Source organism: Paenibacillus sp. FSL W7-1279 (genome assembly GCF_037969845.1).
Classification (GTDB): Bacteria; Bacillota; Bacilli; order Paenibacillales; family Paenibacillaceae; genus Paenibacillus_AQ.
In genome coordinates this window covers 5600502-5617747 of the sequence record NZ_CP150215.1, presented here as the reverse complement: position 1 = coordinate 5617747, position 17246 = coordinate 5600502, and the positions used below count along the sequence as shown (strand labels likewise).

General features: G+C 48.2%; 16 protein-coding genes and 1 riboswitch. Of the genes, 12 read left to right on the top strand and 4 right to left on the bottom strand.

Annotation, left to right across the window (positions count from 1 at the left end; all coding sequences use genetic code 11):
• Window positions 1-294: 294 nt before the first annotated feature.
• Entirely contained in the window at window positions 295-942 is a 648-nt protein-coding gene (locus MKY82_RS25350; protein WP_339294643.1) for a transcriptional regulator, read from the bottom strand.
• 447 nt (window positions 943-1389) lie between these two features.
• Between MKY82_RS25350 and MKY82_RS25345 the strand changes: the two genes are divergently transcribed.
• The 4 genes from MKY82_RS25345 to MKY82_RS25330 all read left to right on the top strand — a co-directional run bounded on the left by MKY82_RS25345 (window position 1390) and on the right by MKY82_RS25330 (window position 6662).
• Window positions 1390-1572, top strand: a complete 183-nt coding sequence (locus tag MKY82_RS25345; RefSeq protein ID WP_194544051.1) for a GapA-binding peptide SR1P — start codon at window positions 1390-1392, stop codon at window positions 1570-1572.
• Between the two features lie 614 nt (window positions 1573-2186).
• Entirely contained in the window at window positions 2187-3041 is an 855-nt protein-coding gene (locus tag MKY82_RS25340; RefSeq protein ID WP_220684223.1) for an NAD(P)-dependent oxidoreductase, read from the top strand.
• A gap of 710 nt (window positions 3042-3751) precedes the next feature.
• Window positions 3752-5053: a DUF1963 domain-containing protein gene (locus MKY82_RS25335; protein WP_339294642.1), complete on the top strand. Its 1302-nt coding sequence runs from the start codon at window positions 3752-3754 to the stop codon at window positions 5051-5053.
• A 127-nt stretch (window positions 5054-5180) separates the two neighbouring features.
• Window positions 5181-6662: a chromosome condensation regulator RCC1 gene (locus tag MKY82_RS25330; RefSeq protein WP_339294641.1), complete on the top strand. Its 1482-nt coding sequence runs from the start codon at window positions 5181-5183 to the stop codon at window positions 6660-6662.
• Window positions 6663-6844: 182 nt separating this feature from the next.
• Here MKY82_RS25330 and MKY82_RS25325 read toward each other — a convergent pair whose 3' ends face one another.
• Complete coding sequence (locus MKY82_RS25325) at window positions 6845-8014, bottom strand: MFS transporter (RefSeq protein ID WP_339296718.1); 1170 nt, start codon at window positions 8012-8014, stop codon at window positions 6845-6847.
• A gap of 378 nt (window positions 8015-8392) precedes the next feature.
• Between MKY82_RS25325 and MKY82_RS25320 the strand changes: the two genes are divergently transcribed.
• The 4 genes from MKY82_RS25320 (at window position 8393) to MKY82_RS25305 (ending at window position 10760) form a co-directional block, all read left to right on the top strand.
• On the top strand, window positions 8393-8974 hold the full coding sequence (locus tag MKY82_RS25320) for a TetR/AcrR family transcriptional regulator (protein WP_194544047.1): 582 nt from the start codon (window positions 8393-8395) through the stop codon (window positions 8972-8974).
• 140 nt (window positions 8975-9114) lie between these two features.
• Complete coding sequence (locus tag MKY82_RS25315; protein ID WP_220684228.1) at window positions 9115-9624, top strand: GNAT family N-acetyltransferase; 510 nt, start codon at window positions 9115-9117, stop codon at window positions 9622-9624.
• 229 nt (window positions 9625-9853) lie between these two features.
• Window positions 9854-10138 carry an autorepressor SdpR family transcription factor gene (locus MKY82_RS25310; protein ID WP_015736836.1) on the top strand — a complete coding sequence of 95 codons (285 nt, stop codon included), beginning with the start codon at window positions 9854-9856 and terminating at the stop codon, window positions 10136-10138.
• Window positions 10122-10760 carry an SdpI family protein gene (locus MKY82_RS25305; RefSeq protein WP_194544045.1) on the top strand — a complete coding sequence of 213 codons (639 nt, stop codon included), beginning with the start codon at window positions 10122-10124 and terminating at the stop codon, window positions 10758-10760. Before MKY82_RS25310 ends, MKY82_RS25305 begins: the two co-directional genes overlap by 17 nt.
• Window positions 10761-10931: 171 nt before the next feature.
• Here MKY82_RS25305 and MKY82_RS25300 read toward each other — a convergent pair whose 3' ends face one another.
• Together MKY82_RS25300 and MKY82_RS25295 are read right to left on the bottom strand one after the other, a co-directional pair.
• Window positions 10932-11915, bottom strand: coding sequence for a glycoside hydrolase family 43 protein (locus MKY82_RS25300; protein WP_339219055.1), 984 nt, complete (start codon window positions 11913-11915; stop codon window positions 10932-10934).
• Window positions 11916-12041: 126 nt separating this feature from the next.
• Window positions 12042-12674, bottom strand: a complete 633-nt coding sequence (locus MKY82_RS25295; protein ID WP_220684230.1) for a nitroreductase family protein — start codon at window positions 12672-12674, stop codon at window positions 12042-12044.
• 178 nt (window positions 12675-12852) lie between these two features.
• Between MKY82_RS25295 and MKY82_RS25290 the strand changes: the two genes are divergently transcribed.
• The 4 genes from MKY82_RS25290 (at window position 12853) to MKY82_RS25275 (ending at window position 17224) form a co-directional block, all read left to right on the top strand.
• A complete protein-coding gene (locus tag MKY82_RS25290; RefSeq protein WP_220684231.1) occupies window positions 12853-14199 on the top strand; it encodes a PLP-dependent aminotransferase family protein in 1347 nt (448 codons plus the stop codon).
• Between the two features lie 162 nt (window positions 14200-14361).
• Window positions 14362-14455: riboswitch (cyclic di-GMP riboswitch) on the top strand.
• Between the two features lie 187 nt (window positions 14456-14642).
• On the top strand, window positions 14643-15392 hold the full coding sequence (locus tag MKY82_RS25285; protein ID WP_194544041.1) for a GTP cyclohydrolase II: 750 nt from the start codon (window positions 14643-14645) through the stop codon (window positions 15390-15392).
• Between the two features lie 17 nt (window positions 15393-15409).
• The gene (ribD, locus tag MKY82_RS25280) at window positions 15410-16564 is read left to right on the top strand and encodes a bifunctional diaminohydroxyphosphoribosylaminopyrimidine deaminase/5-amino-6-(5-phosphoribosylamino)uracil reductase RibD (RefSeq protein WP_220684232.1); all 1155 of its coding nucleotides are present in this window, start codon (window positions 15410-15412) and stop codon (window positions 16562-16564) included.
• Between the two features lie 285 nt (window positions 16565-16849).
• Window positions 16850-17224, top strand: a complete 375-nt coding sequence (locus MKY82_RS25275; RefSeq protein WP_194544039.1) for a helix-turn-helix domain-containing protein — start codon at window positions 16850-16852, stop codon at window positions 17222-17224.
• The last annotated feature ends 22 nt before the right edge of the window (window positions 17225-17246 follow it).

The window sequence follows — 17246 nt, the reverse complement described above, 5'->3', positions numbered from 1 at the left end:
TGAGGACAGAGGTTCCGCTATACGTCCCGACGGGTAGGTTTGGGTAATATGAGGACAGAGGTTCCGCTATTACGTCTGGACGGGTGGGTTTTGGGCAATATGAGGACACCAGATCCGCTATTACATAAAGAATGGTGATAATTCGTGGTATTTAAAGTAAATAGCGGATTCTGAGTCCGGAAGTACGGGAAAAGTGGCTGTTTTTTTCGGAATAACGGATCTGGTGTCCACTAGTTTGTTTATTCGTCGCTTGGGTATCTGCAGGAACTGATGCATGCTCCCGTCGGTACTGTGTTACAAGCGGAGTTTATAGGTACGGGCTCGTTGTTCACCGCTTGCTATGTCCAGTATCTGAAGCTTGACCAGTTTATGCAATAAGCGTCGGGTATGCCGGTCACTCACCCTAAGATGATTCGCGAGTTCTAATGGGGTTATCGGGCGCAGCAATCGCCGCGCAAATCGGACAGCTTCTGCCTCCAGCCAACTTAAGGACGCAGGTACATCTGACGCCACAAATCTGCCGACGAAGGATAAAATGAGCTGCTGGCATTGTTTTGGCTCTTCGACGATGGAGGGGTAAGCAATGGGAAGGAATGTCCAACCATCCAGTGCCAGTAAGCAGTGACGGCGGCATAAATCCTTAAACCTTCTTACGTCCAAATCGCGGGCATGCGGGCCGTATCCTTGGATTTCGATGCCTCCTCTCGCACCACCGGGCATGTAGGCAAGGTCTAAATAACGATAACCATTGCTGAAATCGCGTACTTCCCATTCCGGATGCAAGTCATTGAAATTACCGATTGCGGGAAACCACACTGAGCGCAGAAACTCGACGGTACCGTGGCCTAACCCTTTCTGAAGGATTTCGAGCCTGCGGGGATTCTTTTCATTCAAAATATTCGTGTGTATCCAGAGCTCATATTGTTGATCAAACCGTGACATGTTCATTTTTCCTCCTTAGTATTAGATGGAATGCGATTGCGCTAGAAAATAAAAAAGCCGCTCCATACAATGGAACCCCAATCCTTCATTGGGGCACTTTGCATAGAAGCGGCGTGTTCTTCACGTCCTTATGATGGCTAGTATAACTCGTGTTTTGCGGGTTTTGCAATAGTATTGCCTCCAGCTATGTGTGACAGCGATATAGTTCTTCCAAGATAAAAAACATGTGATTGCGTGATTTTTCGCAAATTCATGCCATGAAGCGCTTCATGTTACTACATGGAGCGCTTTTTTATATTATCCTCATAAATATGACGTCATATATAACGAAATTCAACAATTTAATGAATATATATTGTGTATTATTTATTTATATTGTACATTAATTACATGAAGATCATTATAAAAAATGCATAACAATCTGATACTGGAGAGGATGAGTGAAGCATGAACACTTCCGTTAAAAAGTTGGAAATGGGCGTCATCTTGTGCAGGCATTGCAGCGCTGAAGTCGATACGGTGGATACGAATCGAATCGCTACCTTCTATGGCGTGTGTGATCAGCCGGAGTGCCGGCAGCTGCACAGCCACATGCATGTATCAGTTAGTGATGTAACAGACGAAGAGTAATGATAGAAGAAGGTTGTTCCCGCAAAAACGCACCCCTTGATGTGGTGCGTTTTTGCGTTGAACGAAGAGTGCTTATTGCTGCGTGATCTGTCGCGCTTGTTGACGGCGGGTGCTGCGTGCTCTGTCGTGTTTCTAAAATTACGGAGTTTTATGCACTGTTTTACTACAATGCTAGTTCACGTACAGCGGTGCTCTATCGCGCTTGTTTAACTGCGGGTGCTGCATACCCTGTCGTGCTTGTCCAACTATGTGCTTTATGTACTTGTTTAACTACAATGCTTGGTTCACGTACAGCGGTGCTCTATCGCGCTTGTAATACTACGATAATGTTGTGCATTTATCAAAAGGCGGTTGCACTATCCATGCTTGTCCCAATGCGTCCTTCGTGCTTGCCCAACTACGCTGCTCCGTCACGTTTGTCAAAAACGCGAGCGTCCTATGCTCTTTCCAACTGTGGAGATAACCTCTCAATCGAATGAAATGGCATGGTTGACTTGATGAAAAGTGGTACTTATAGCTGCCCATCCGTCATGCTAAGATGAAACTGCCTATATCCCATTTTTGATGGGTTGGATCAATTATCTTCATATGCAGTGGAATGGAGGTTGTCATTTATGAAAATATTCGTAGCGGGCTCTACCGGCGTTATCGGCCAGCGTTTACTTCCCAGATTGGTGCAAGCCGGCCATGGAGTTATCGGCATGACCCACGACCCTCAGCGGAAAGGGCTGATCGAATCATGGGGAGCCAAGGGGATCGTTGCGGATGCCTTTGATCGGGAAGGGATCATAGCCTCGATTGGGGAAGTGCGGCCGGATGTCATTATCCATCAGCTCACTTCGTTAAGCCAATGGAATCTGGAGGATAATGCGAGGATTCGGATGGAGGGCACCCGTCATCTGGTAGAAGCCGCGCAGATCCACGGCGTTAAACGCATGATTGCCCAGAGCATTGCCTGGGCCTATGAACCCGGGGATTATCCCGCCACCGAGAACGTCCCTCTGGATGTCCAGGCGCCTCCGCCGCGCAAATCTACGATAGACGGTATCATCTCGCTGGAACATGCCGTTGCACAACTGCCGAACCACGTCATTCTAAGGTACGGAATGTTCTACGGTCCCGGCACGTGGTACGACGCCAACGGAATCATGGCGGAAAAGGTACGAACTCGAGCTCTTCCAGCAACGGATGGCGTTATGTCATTTCTCCATGTCGAGGATGCGGCGAATGCCGCACTGCAGGCATTGGACTGGCCGACGGGGCCGGTCAATATCGTAGATGACGAGCCTGCTGCCGGTACGTTGTGGCTGCCGTTGTATGCTGAGGCGCTGCACGCGCCTGCTCCAGCATATCAAGCGGGGAGCAAGCGCGGCGAGCGCGGCGCTTCGAACGCCAAAGCCCGGAAGGAGTACGGCTGGGAGCCGCTATATCCCACGTGGCGAACAGGGTTCGCGCAATCGCTTAGGTGAGCGAGCTTAGCGATGCGCCAACCGATTCCGCCGTTAAGAGTACATACACAAGGAGTATGCTATTCACAATGTACAACGTATCTGAAGGGTAACAATGTAGAGCATGTCCCGGACCACACACCGTGCGCTCAGGGAGCAGTGCTCACGATTCCATGGAGACGTTATAAGATTATTTTCAATTACCATGCTCCTAATATGCCGACACCCCATAGCCTTGCCGGTCGTGGTCTATAAGAGAGCTCCTTGTTGATATGGGAATGAAAAGAAAGCTATAGTTAATAAAGGAGATTCATGACCGTGAGGAAATAGGAGCCGGGATCCAGCTGAGGTGGACTTACCATAGAATAGGAGCCGGGATCCAGCTGAGGTGGACTTACCATAGAATAGGAGCCGGGATCCAGCTGAGGTGGACTTACCATAGAATAGGAACCGGGATCCAGCTGAGGTGGACTTACCATAGAATAGGAGCCGGGATCCAGCTGAGGTGGGCTTAGCATAGAATAGGAGCCGGGATCTAGCTGAGGTGGACTTACCATAGAATAGGAGCCGGGATCTAGCTGAGGTGGACTTACCATAGAATAGGAGCCGGGATCCAGCTGAGGTGGGCATACCCTAGAATAGGAGCCGGGATCCAGCTGAGGTGGGCTTACTATAGAATAGGAGCCGGGATCCAACTGAGTGAACTTGCCATAGATTAAGGAGGGGCTAGCATGACAGAACGGCTGCCATGCCGAAGCGAAGGATGTTCGGCAACGATATTACCGGCAACCGCGGCCAAGACCGGCGGTTATTGCATGCCGTGCAAGCAGGAGATGGAGCGTGCGGAACGGCAGCGTTACATAGAACAAAATCGGAGAGATATCGACTTATATGAAGGGATTACAGATCCTGTAGGGATCCTTAAGATCATGCATGCCCCGCTGAAGCGGGATCCATTGATTCGATATATTCCCTATCCTCTGAAAAGAGAAGAGGTATATTCGGCGTTATCTCCAGGCGAGGCCGATCGCTTGCTGACTTTTGCTCTTGATCTGCTGGAAGCAGGTGATGAGGACACCTGCCAGGAAATTCTTGTTTCCCTGGTCTGCTATCAGAACAAGCCGCTTGAGTCCTGTATCCCGACAATGATGGAGCGCGGTATCTATTACCCCGGCATTCTGTTCAAAGATGCATCCGCCCGTAGCCGAGACGAGCTGCTTCAACAAGTGGAACAGGACAAGGATAACCGCAACCATCTGCTGCTCGCCCTGGCTTGGATCGGGGATGATCAGGTCGTGCACCAATTTCAAGAATGGAGGACCGTGCCTCCATCATGGGCGGAGGAATTATACGTCCCGCCTGAAGCTTATGCGCATGAGGGGGGCTGGGAGCTTACGGAGAAAGGAAGTAAGCGCCGGCTATTCTACCATGACAGCTACGCCATAGCGAAAATAGTGCCATCAGAAAGCACCTATGCAGCAGAACCTGAACCCGCAGAATTCTTGAAGGAGAATTCCGCTCTCTGTCCATGGTGCGGAAGCGGCCTGACCACCTTGACGGATCTGGACATCCGCCATCCGAAGCTTCATTTCTTGGGGTTGACCGGAGAGAGGCTGCGGGTGTGCACCTGTGTGAATTGCAGCTGTTACGATACGATCTATATGGATGTGGATTTCCACGGAAAATCCGAATGGAGCCAAGCTAATATTAAACCGGAATATCTACCGGAGCCTGATTCCGAGGAGGATGATAGAAGCTATGCGGCGGAGGGGCAGTCCTTACGGCTTGCGGACCATCCCCGCAACAGCTATTATGCGGCCTATTGGACGCTCGGTTCGGCGGTTTCGCAAATCGGCGGCTACCCGGCTTGGATTCAGGACGCCGTATATCCCTCCTGCTCCTGCTGTTCCCAAAGCATGACATTCATCGGGCAGCTGGATTGGGAACAGATCGAGGAGTATGGAGAAGGCATTTATTATATGTTCCTGTGCGCGGACTGCCAGGTGACGGCAACCTTGTTTCAGCAGACATAGGCCTGAATCCGGCAACCCTAAGTATTACGGATAACAGCAAGCAAATCGGGAAGTTACTGTTTTTTCCATACTATCTTTTGTATGGTATTATATACCATTATAAAGATCGCGAATGGAGGCCTCATACTTGAAGGTATTGAATCGTAGAGTAGCTTATATGTTAATGACGATATTGTTAGCAGTCAATTGTATGGCAATGGACAGTGTGGGAGCTGCCGAAGCTGTGCATGGAGATTCACCGCATACACCGGTAAGCGTGGCTGGCGGCAGCGGACATGGTGTTGCGGCATGGAGCGACGGCTCCGTGACTGCCTGGGGTTATAACAAGTCAGGTCAAGTAGGTGACGGGACTAGCATTCATCAATTGGTGCCAAAGCAAGTCGCGGGTTTAACTGATATTGTTCAGGTGGCGGCAGGGGACAATTCTTCATTTGCCTTGGACAAGAACGGGGACGTGTGGGCCTGGGGCGATTATTACTCTCCTTATATTAACGGGGATCCGTTGTTACCTTTCCAAAAACGGGGAGGGCTGATCAAGCTGGAAGGACTTAAGGATGTAGCCAGCTTGGCTATTTCAAACCATGGTTCTGTCGCATTGCATAAGGATGGGTCTGCAACGATATGGAATCCGACGTTTGATCCGAATGATCATTTAAAGATGACGGTAAAGTACTTTCCGATCAAGGGAGTCATAAATGCAAAAACAATAGTGGTCGCCGGACATGAGGCGCTGATTCTCGGTGATGACGGCAGTGTTGATATGTTAACGGTATATAACAGTTTCTACGATCGGTACCGGCTGGAGCGTGAGTTCCGTGAGATTAAATCGCTGGTTACTTCCTCCATTGCCGGAATCGCCGCGGATTGGTATGACGTGTTTCTGCTGCATGAGAACGGGACGGTGCTGCGGTGGAATGTGAATGAAAAGCAGCAAGTGCCGGCTGCGGTGAAGGGATTAAACGATATCCAAGAGATAAGAACGGGGTCTAACCGTTTGTACATGCTTAAAAATGACGGCACGGTCTGGCAGTGGAAATACAACGACCCGGCGGCGAAGCCTTTTCAAGTGAAAGGTTTGACAGGTATCAAGGCGCTTTGGGGAAGCAATGGATATACAGGTTATGCAACCAACAAAGATGGTAAGCTGCTGGCTTGGGGAGAAGAGAAATATCAAGGCAGCGGCTCGCCTAACGAGAACGATGGGAATCCAGTCATGGTACAGTCTCCTCTATCCTGGACGGCAAACGGACAATCGGTTAGCTTCTACGGTTCTTCCGCTATTGTGAAAGGCAAGCTGTATGTACCGTATACTAGCGTTTTTGAAGCCCTCGGGATCAAAGTGAAGCGCGGACAGTCGAATCCGGATCCGAAACACGGAAATCATCGATTTCCGGTATGGTCTTTCTCTTATGGCGGGAATACCGTGTCCATTAAATCCAGTGATCCCGCCGTTGTATTAGTGAACGGGAAGGTGACGCGAGAAGATGTCAGCATTCCATTCCTGGCTAATTCGAGCATGTTTCCATTGGAGTTGATCACGACAAAGCTTGGCATTCCGATGTCCTGGAATAAGACGACAGGCGAAGTGATCCTGGGGAAAACACCATAAGAATATGTTGAAGGCACGCCCATACGGCGTGTCTTTTGTTATTCTGAGGAACGGCATCCTTAACGCTAAATAGAGAGTTTCCAAAATGATTGACGTATGGGCTGGCAAGGCTGCTACTGTTCGTGGATATTCTAAAAGATCGCCACCCTGTGGGTACGATCTTTTGTAGTTTGATTTTATTGTCAATGGGCACCTTTATCGCCTTTGGTCACAGCCCAAAATATAAGGGCAATAGCGCTGACGGAGGCTCCAAGCATACAAACTCCATGCCAACCATACTGTGCATAGATATGGGTCGAAGCAATGGAACCGGCGGCACTTCCGATGGAATAAAAAATCATATACCCGGCAACCATGCGACTGCGCGCCTGCGGGCGCAATGCAAAAATCATACTCTGATTCGTGACATGCACCGCCTGTACCGCCAAGTCCAGCAGAATAATACCAATGACTAAGGCAAAAAGGGACCGTTCTGTATAGCTGACCGGCAGCCATGACAGCAATAGCAGGGACAATGCAATTCCGGTCGTTCTTTGTCCGTAACCTCGATCGGCTAGCTTACCGGCTTTTGCTGCAGCCAATGCACCCACGACGCCTACGAGACCAAACGCCCCGATGGCAGAGTGCGAAAGGGATAGTGGCGGCGCGCTAAGAGGCAGCACTAATGGCGTCCACAAAATGCTGAAAGCCGTAAAAATCAGCATAGCCAAAACAGCGCGGACACGTAGTAGCCGTTCTTGAAGGAACAACACCAGTACCGACTTAAGCAGTTGAGAATAGGAAAGAGTTTTTACCTTACGCTTAACATTTGGCAGCACCTTATATAATGCGTAAACCATGAACAGCATCAACGCAGCAGAAACCAGATAAACCGAACGCCATCCTGCAAGATCCTTCAAAACTCCTGAAATGGTTCGCGCCAGAAGGATCCCGATCACAATTCCGCTGGTTACCATGCCTACGGCTCGCCCTCGTTCAGCAGGAGCAGCTACGGTCGCCACGAACGCCACAATCGTCTGCGTTACAACGGCAAGCAATCCGACCAAAGCCAAACCTGCAAAGAGCATCGCGCCGGATGAAGCAGTACCAACGATCACGAGAGCCGCCACGGAGATCGCCATTTGACCGATAATTAATCGCCGCTGGTTCAGTAAATCCCCCAGAGGCACCAGCAGCAGCAGTCCCAATGCATAAAAGATCTGTGTGACGGTAATCAGAATTCCAATGACGGCATAGTCCAAGTTGAACTCGTACGACAGCTCATCGAGCAGCGGCTGAGCGAAGTAGATATTGGCAACGGACATGCCGCAAGCAATCGCAAACAATAACGTAACGGAACGAGTCAGAGGCATACGATTACCGGATTTGGCCGTAGTCGCCGTCCCCTGTGACGCATTCGCGGCTGTTTCGTTATGGACCGCTTTTTTTGCTATGATCTCTTCCATTGTGTGAATCCAACCCTTTCGATTTTTATATGTACTGATCGGTATGATAAATCGCCCGATTAATATATCCCATCCTTACGATCCATGTCAACAGGTTTATTTCAAACGTTAAGAAACAACGGGGTTTTCTAATATAAATCAGCAATATACAGGAAATCGGTGTTTGACAAAAGCATCCGCACATCATAAATTTAATTATACTGATTGGTAATGAAAATAGATCTTTACTCCTTTGGTGATCATGAAGTTTTCCTTAAAATCAAATGTAACGAGAGGTAATTCAATATGGGACGAGTCCGCGAATTTGATGAAGAGAAAGTATTAGATGCAGCAATGCAGTTATTTTGGGAGAAGGGATATGAGGCTACCTCATTAAGCGATTTGACTTCCAGAATGGGCATTCAACGGCCCAGTATATACTCAGCCTTTGGAGACAAGAAGGAGCTGTTCGAAACAGCTCTGCGCAAATACACGATGTCACATGCTTCCGAGGCGCGGGCCAGGCTGCAAAACCATCGATCGGTCAGGGAGGCGTTTCGGGCTTTTTTTGAAAATGTGGTTGATAAGGAATATTCCGAAAGCAGCAGCCGAGGGTGCTTTTGTATCAATACGATGGTCGAGCTTGCGCCTCATGATGAGAAATTTGAAATTCTGACAAGGGAGCATCAGATGTACTTGGCGGTCATATTTCAAGAAACCATTGAACGAGGCATACAATCGGGCGAGCTTGCGATCGGGACAGACGCGAAAGCTTTATCCCAAGCGCTGATCGTATCGCTGATTGGGTTGACCGTCATGTTGAAATCCCGTCCGGAGCGCTCATTCGTAACGAATACGATAGAGGTGACTCTTACATTGCTTGAATAAAAGGGTATCTGTAATGGAACCTTTAAAGGTATTATCCCACCCAAGTAATTCGTGGGATGACGTTGAGTTTCATGTTTACATGTTGTTGCAGCCGTCCAAGCATAGTAAAATGTTCTAAAAAAACAATAGTAGGTGCATCGATGAATATAAACATACGGACAGGACGAATAGAGGAGCTTCAAGAAATCATGGCATTGATAGCCCGCTGTGTTGCGGTCATGCAGGCTGGAGGCAGCGATCAATGGGATGATCAGTATCCGAACCGAGAGGTCATTGGTGAGGATTTGCAGCGAGGAACGTTGTTTGCAGCTGAGGGCGAAGGCCGCATCTTAGGGATCATCGTCCTTGACGAATCCCAGGATGAGCAGTATGAGACCATTAACTGGAAGCAGATGAAAGGGCCTCATTTAATGATGCATCGGCTTGCTGTCGATCCGGAAGCCCAAGGACAGGGAGTTGCGCGAAAACTGATAGCCTTCTCCGAGGAATATGCCATGCGAGAGGGCTACACGAGTCTACGATTGGATACCTATGCCAAGAACACGGCTGCGCTCAAGCTGTATCAAGGCTTAGGTTATGACCTGCGGGGAGAAGTGAACTTCCCAGGGAGAGCGGCAAGCTTTCCGGTATTTGAGAAGGTGCTTGGATAAACAGGCCGTGAAGCAAGCCTGCTATGGATCAGCGCGTAATGCGGGTCCGTGGCGGGCTTTTGCTGTTTATAGGAAAACTACGATTACTATCATGGTGCGATGGGGCTTGTCGGGATGCCGATTTCACTTTCTATTTAGAATTTTTTCAAAATAGGTATTGCAATTGGATGCAGGGATAAGCGATAATGTATTTAGATGAAATTCTAAATAGAAACATGGGTGATGCACATTGGGGTTTCCGGAAACATTCAAGGCGTTATCTGATCCGGTGAGACGGGACATCCTGGTTATGCTCAAGCGCGGCAAAATGTCAGCCGGAGAGATCGGTCAGCATTTCGATATGACCGGGGCGACCATTTCGTATCATCTGTCGCAGCTGAAGAAGGCCGGACTGATATTTGAAACAAAATATAAAAATTATATTTACTATGAGATCAACGTGTCCGTCTTCGAAGAAATCATGCTGTGGTTTTCACAATTTAACGGGGGGAAACAAGATGAGGAAAAAGAATAGTTCGATGCTGGTTATAACAACGCTGATATGTTTATTGCCGATTATTTTATCGATGACGCTGTATAACCAATTGCCTGAGCAGGTGGCTGTTCACTGGGACGCGGCGGGCAATCCGGATAATTATGTGTCGAAGGCGGTTGCGGCGTTTGTGCTTCCGTTGATTACAGCGGTTATTAACGTCATAGTCAATGTAGCGCTTAACAACGATCCAAAGAAAATGAACGCTGCCCCGGTTTTAAGAACGATGGGTCTATGGCTCATCCCCGCGCTGTCTCTCATTCTCATGCCGATCACGCTGTTCAAGGCCATGGGGGCCGAGCTGCCGATCCAGACGATTGCACCGGCTCTCGTGGGCATGCTGCTCGTGGTCACCGGAAATTATTTGCCGAAGAGCAAACAGAACTATACGGTGGGCATCAAGCTGCCTTGGACGCTGAACAGCCAGAATAATTGGAATAAAACGCATCGTTTTGCGGGATACCTGTGGATGGCAGGCGGAGCGTTCATGATCCTGACGGCGTTTCTGAAGATGAACCTTGCCGTCGCAATCGTTCCTGTCATTATATTGATTGTGGCGGCTCCGGCGATTTACTCTTTCTCTTTGTTTAAAAAGGGCGTGTAACGGGCGGGGCTGCAACACATAAACGTCCTGAACGGCTAGCAAGCTGACTCCATGAACGATGGGGCAGCTTGTTTTATTATACGGCAGAGCGCGAGTTTATCCGTATCGGGAACAGAAAATGAAATGAAAAAGCTGGACTCCATACTCTTGGAATCCAGCCTTCCCCGTGCCTTATTTGTCGTACGGATGAATCGTCTGAATGGTGCCGTCCTCATTGTAGGTCAGCTCGGTAAACTTGACGCTGCGTTTGTTGTCCGCTCCGCCGGAAAGGGAGCTGTCATGGTAGAAGAGGTACCATTTATCCTGGAACTGAACGATGGAGTGATGGGTCGTCCAGCCGATTACGGGGGTTAGAATCGTGCCTTTGAACTCGAAAGGCCCCGTTGGACTTTGACTCGTGCCGTAGACGATTTTGTGCGTTGAGCCGGTGGAATAAGAAAGATAGTAGGTTCCGTTGTATTTATGGACCCAAGGTCCTTCAAAATATCTCCGCTCTTCATCCCCTGCAACAATCGGGTTGCCTTTGTCATCGACGATGGATATTTCTTGGGGCGCCTCTTTGAAAGTGAGCATGTCATCGCTCAGCTCAGCGACCCGCGGTCCGATGGCAGGCGCGTCTGCGGGAGGCCCTTCCGCATCCGGAATGTGCGATCCGGTCTGCCATTGTTCCAGCTGTCCACCCCAGAGGCCGCCGAAGTAAATATAGGCACGGTTGTCGTCATCCACGAATACGGCGGGGTCGATGCTGTAGCTGCCCGGGATGTAATGAGGCTCCGGTTTAAAGGGGCCGTGAGGCGACGAGCTTGTTGCTACGCCAAGGCGGAAAATATCGTCATGATCCCTGGCAGGGAAGTATAAATAGTAAGTGTCGTTCTTGAAGGCAGCATCCGGTGCCCACATTTGCTTCTTCGCCCATGGCACATCCTTCACATGAAGAGCTTCGCCATGGTCCACGCAGGGAGCATCCACATTCTCCATCGAGAGAACATGGTAGTCTTCCATGTCATACTGGTCGCCGTTATCATTGGACGTGTTCTCATGATCCAGGTCATGGGATGGATAAATATAAATTTTACCCTCGAATACGTGGGCGGATGGGTCTGCAGTATAGATATGGGTTACGATCGGTTCGTTAGGCTGTACGGGCTTGTTCATTACGGTTCCTCCTTGGATCATCACTTTGTAAGCGCTTGTATTCATTTTATCAGACGTGTTCCTCTCCAAAAACCTAATAAAATTAGGTTTTTCACCTAAAAATATTAGATCTTTTTGGATTGAGCATTAGAAGTGATTCCAAAAGACCGTCTCTTCTAGGGGTAAACGGGTTGAAGGATGAGCCGGTACGGACTTCTTACCGATCGCAACCAGCATAACGGGGATCAAATGGCGCGGAACCCCGAATGCTTCAATAAAAAGGCTTGAGTTGTATCCGCCCATCGGGCATGAATCAAGACCGCGCGCCCTTGCAGCCAGCATGAGCTGCATGGCGGCCATGGAGGCGCTCCGTATCGCTTCTTCCCGGGCAAGTTCAGGCGCATGGGTGTAGGAATTCATTATTTGCCGGACCAGATTCGTTTTGACCTCCTCTGGCATGAATCCTGCCTGAACCGCTTGGTCATATATCGCTTCAGCATGTTGATGGGCCCGCAGGTTTCCCAAAACCGCGATGATAGCGGAGGCTTCTACGATTTGCCTTTGTCCATATGCGATGGGTAACAATTTGTCTTTGGTGGCCTTATCTGTAATGGCAAGATACGTCCAATGCTGCAGATTCCAGGCAGAAGGTGCGGTACTCGCAATCTCTAGCATTTCTTTAATCTCATCATGACTGAGGTTGTGTTGGGGATCAAAATGTTTAACCGCTTGACGTTCACGTACAGTAGTTAAAAAATCGGCATGCGAAATGGATGGCATGTGAATCAGCTCCCTATCGTAGTTATCTTCATTCTTAAGGCCGGGAAGGTGTTCCCAACACAGCGAACGGTTACTTGAATATAGGATAATGATGGGTTCGAAACCATACCCTATTTTGACAACTGTATCGATACAGTGTTGAGATCCTGTATAATAAGAGTCGCGAGGGGGCGGGGTAATGAAAAAATATTTATCCATTCTTACCGATATGGAATCGAAAATTCAGGAAGGCCAATATCGTTCAGGGCAGAAGCTTCCTTCCGTTCGAAGTGCGGCACAATCCTACGGGTGCAGCATTAGTACGGTGATTCGTGCTTATACTGAGCTTGAGAAACGGCACGCCATTTATTCGGTTTCGCAAAGCGGTTATTATGTAGTCCAGAAAGATGGGGATTCGAATAACATGGATAAGAGTTTGATTGATTTTGCGTCGGCTTCTCCGGACGTGAACGTATTCCCGTATCTGGATTTTCAGCATTGCCTGAACAAGGCGATTGATACCTATAAATATGAGCTGTTTACCTATGGTGATCCGCAAGGAATGGAGAAACTGCGCCGCACCCTGGTCTCCCATTTGGCAGGAGCTCAAGTGTTCACTTCCGCGGAGAGGATTATGATTACGGCAGGCGCCCAGCAGGCGCTTGAGATTTTGACAAAAATGCCGTTTCCCGGCGGAAAGTCCGTCATTCTGGTCGAACAGCCCAGCTACAATAATTATTTGCAGCTGTTGGAGAGTGAAGGAGTGCCCGTTATCGGAATCACCCGCACGGCAGCGGGGATCGACCTGAAGGCTCTGGAGGAGCAATTTCGATCCGGACATATTAAATTTTTCTATACGATGTCGAGATACCATAATCCGCTGGGCAACTCCTACACCGCAGAGCAGAGAAAGGCCATTGCTAACCTGGCGGCGAAATATGATGTTTATATCGTGGAAGACGATTATATGGCTGATCTAGGCGAGGAACGGGGATATGATCCCATCTATGCCTACAACCGAACATCGCATGTGGTGTATTTGAAGAGCTTCTCGAAGATTATTTTCCCAGGATTGCGCCTGGGAGCCGTCGTCCTGCCGGAACGTTTGCTCGATACGTTCCGTGCTTTTAAAAGTTATGGGGATACGTCGCTGCTGTCCCAAGCGGCGCTTGAAATTTATATTAGCAACGGAATGTATGAACGGCATAAACAGAAGATTTACAGCCAGTATGAAACCCGAATGCAAGCCCTGAATGCGGCTGTGCAGCGATACGAGGGAGCCGGATGGATTGAAGCCGTGCCTGGCGACGGCGGCATATATAAGCTGTTTAAGCTGCCGCAGACCGTTAACCTGGAGCGGTTGATCAGGCGGCTGAAAGAGCGGAACATTCATGTGGTGTCCGGCAAGCTGTTCTATCTATCTAACAACCTTATGCGCGAGAAGTTTATACGTATCAGCATTTCCAGAGCACGGTTGGATCAGATTGAGGAAGGGGTTCAAGCGATCGTTGAGGAAGTGAAGCGAGAAGAAGGCAATCTATGGTGATTCTTTCGGGTCATGTTTATATTTAGGTTGCATTTCATAAAAATGTATTTTATATTCATCTGGTAGTTATATGATAAAAAGCTATTACTTTCGATTGTTTCCGATATGGTGTGTTCTTCCATATTCGGCAATGATCGCGGATTTATTTTATGAAATGACATCGTACGATAATGGCAAACCCACTGAAAAGTGGCGACGCAAAGCTATAGGGGCTAAGGCGGATTACTCGTATCCGCTATGCTAGCCAGTTACCGAATACGACGGAAAAGCCTCCGTCTATTCAGACAGGGGCTTTTTGTGTTTATTTATAAAAAAATTCCATTTCCCAACCAAATTCTTTAAGGTTGGAGAAGTAGTAGCTGACGTAAAAACTGCCAACGTTTTCAAGGAGGGAAACAAACCAATCGATTGATCCCCATCTAAACCAACAAGGAGTTGTATTCATGATTATGGACCAGGTCAGGAAATTGCTAGCTAGTAAATTAACCATTCTTAAACAGCCGGAATGTCCCAACATCGGTCTTGTTGGTCCCGTTCGGCTCCCTGTGCAGTTGGAGGACCATGAGGCTGTATTTAAATGGTATACATGGTTAAATACAGGCAATTCATTTATGGATAAGAATGACATTCTGGAATCATTATCTCAGGCAGATCTCGCTTCACATCAGCAGTCTTCCGTACTAGTATATGGCGATTTTGCCAATGAGGAGCATGCCTTGATACGGATGCACAGCATTTGCCATACGGGAGACATCTTTGGAAGTAAACGATGCGATTGCGGCTACCAACTGCGGCAATCCATGCGCATGATCATTGAAAACGGTAGTGGAGCTCTCTTTTATTTGGCGAATCACGAGGGTCGCGGAATAGGGCTTTTCCCAAAATCGTTAGCTTATCTTTTGCAAGATGAGGGGTGCGATACTGTAGAGGCCAATCTAAGCCTTGGCTTTGCAGATGACCATCGATCTTATGATGAAGCCATACGTGTACTCCAAAGCTTGCGGCAAAAACCAGTCACCCTTATTACAAACAACCCTAGAAAGCTGCAGTCTTTGCGGGAAAAGGGACTTTTAACCGATCATCATAAATCCATTTGGGGAGATGTATCCGAGCATAATAATCGGTATTTGGCAACGAAGATCGAAAAATCGGGTCATATTTACGACTCTTTGGTGGAGACCGCTTTATTATGATGGGGAGTGTTAATCATATGAAATTAGACCAACAATTTATGAAGCTGGCATTGGATTTGGCAGGTACGGCCAGTGGGAAAACCAATCCGAACCCGGTCGTTGGCGCACTGATAGTCAAAGACGGACAAGTAGTCGGCGCAGGTGTTCATAGAAAGGCTGGGGAACCTCACGCAGAGGTGCACGCATTCCGGATGGCTGATGGGTATACCGAAGGCGCAACGCTCTATGTTACGCTGGAACCAAGCCCTCAATCCTCTCCTTGCATAGAATTAGTCTTAAATTCGGGAGTCGCAAGAGTTGTCGTGGCGATGGAGGATCCGAATCCGAAGGTGGCCGGAAGAGGCATTCAATTATTGAGAGAGAATGGAATAGAAGTTGATGTGGGTGTATTGGGGAAGGAAGCCGAGTTACTTAATGAACGATTCGTGCACAATATGTCAAAACGACGGCCGTTTATCATTTCCCAGGTAGCCATGACGCTTGACGGAAAAATTGCCGCGTCAACGGGGCATTCTAAATGGGTTACATGTGATGAAACACAGCTTGTAGTACATAAATTAAGAAACAAAGTCGACGCCATATTAGTAGGAATTAATACGGTTTTGGCCGATGATCCGCTCCTTACGACCCGACTGCCGGAAGAAAGCGGGAAGAATCCCATACGGGTAATTTTAGATTCGAATTTGAGGTTGCCCGAAGATGCCAAAGTTACCGATTGTTCGGAAGCAATGACATGGGTAGTCACGAAGGAGGGGGCTGATCCGGGAAGAGTACACATGCTGCAGCAAAAAGGAATTGAAGTTCTGTTCGTTCCAGTGAACCGTTTCGGGCTGGACCTCCATGCATTATCGGATATGTTATATCAGCGAGGTGTTACCGACCTGCTGGTAGAAGGAGGCAGCGAAGTAAATGGATCATTCCTTCGAGCCAACCTTATTGATAAATGGATGATTTATATTGCTCCCAAAGTGTTGGGGGGACGGCAATCCTTCTCCCCCTATGGCGGCTCGGATTTGGAATTAATGGATGACGCGGTACGCGTAAAGATTCAATCTGTACAACAAATCGGTGAAGATATTTGCATTACCGCTTATCCGAATTACGATTATTCCATGTCTAAAAGTTCCTGCGTAACAGATAATCTTTATGAACTTTCCTTGAATAGTTATTAGTGAATAGACAAATAGAGTAAATGATATTATGGATGATAGAAACGGCAGTGGGGTACCTAACTGCCGTTTTTTTCTCATCCATATATTCGAATCTATGATCGACAGCTTATTCAAATTTTCCATCCAACTGGTTATCAGGTGCCCTGTTGATAGCATAAATCAGATGGTATATCTTTGTAAGAGACATTTTATGTAGAACTGCTGATAAATCGTAAGCAAGGGGGAAAATGATATGCTTGTTGGAGAAGAAGGGTTCAGCATATCGAAAGGAAGATGAGTACGCGCATGGAAAATCCTAATAAAGTCTACAATACTGCGGTGGAAGCAACGCTGGAGGTCATTGGCGGGAAGTGGAAACCGGTCATTCTCTTTCATCTTACTTTCGGTAAAAGACGAAATAGCGAATTTTTAAGCCTGATTCCCCAGATCACGCAAAAAATGCTGACACAGCATCTGCGGGAGCTGGAGGAGGAGGGCGTTATCGTACGAAAAACGTACAATCAGGTTCCACCCAAGGTAGAGTATGAACTGAGCGAGTATGGCTGGAGCTTGAAGGAAATTCTCCATTTGATGTGCCGATGGGGCGATATTCATATCGAGCGAAAATACGGCGAATCCGCCATGGTGCTGGAGAAGCCTGCATTTGAGGATCGTCATTAACAGGTATGATAAATGAAGGAGC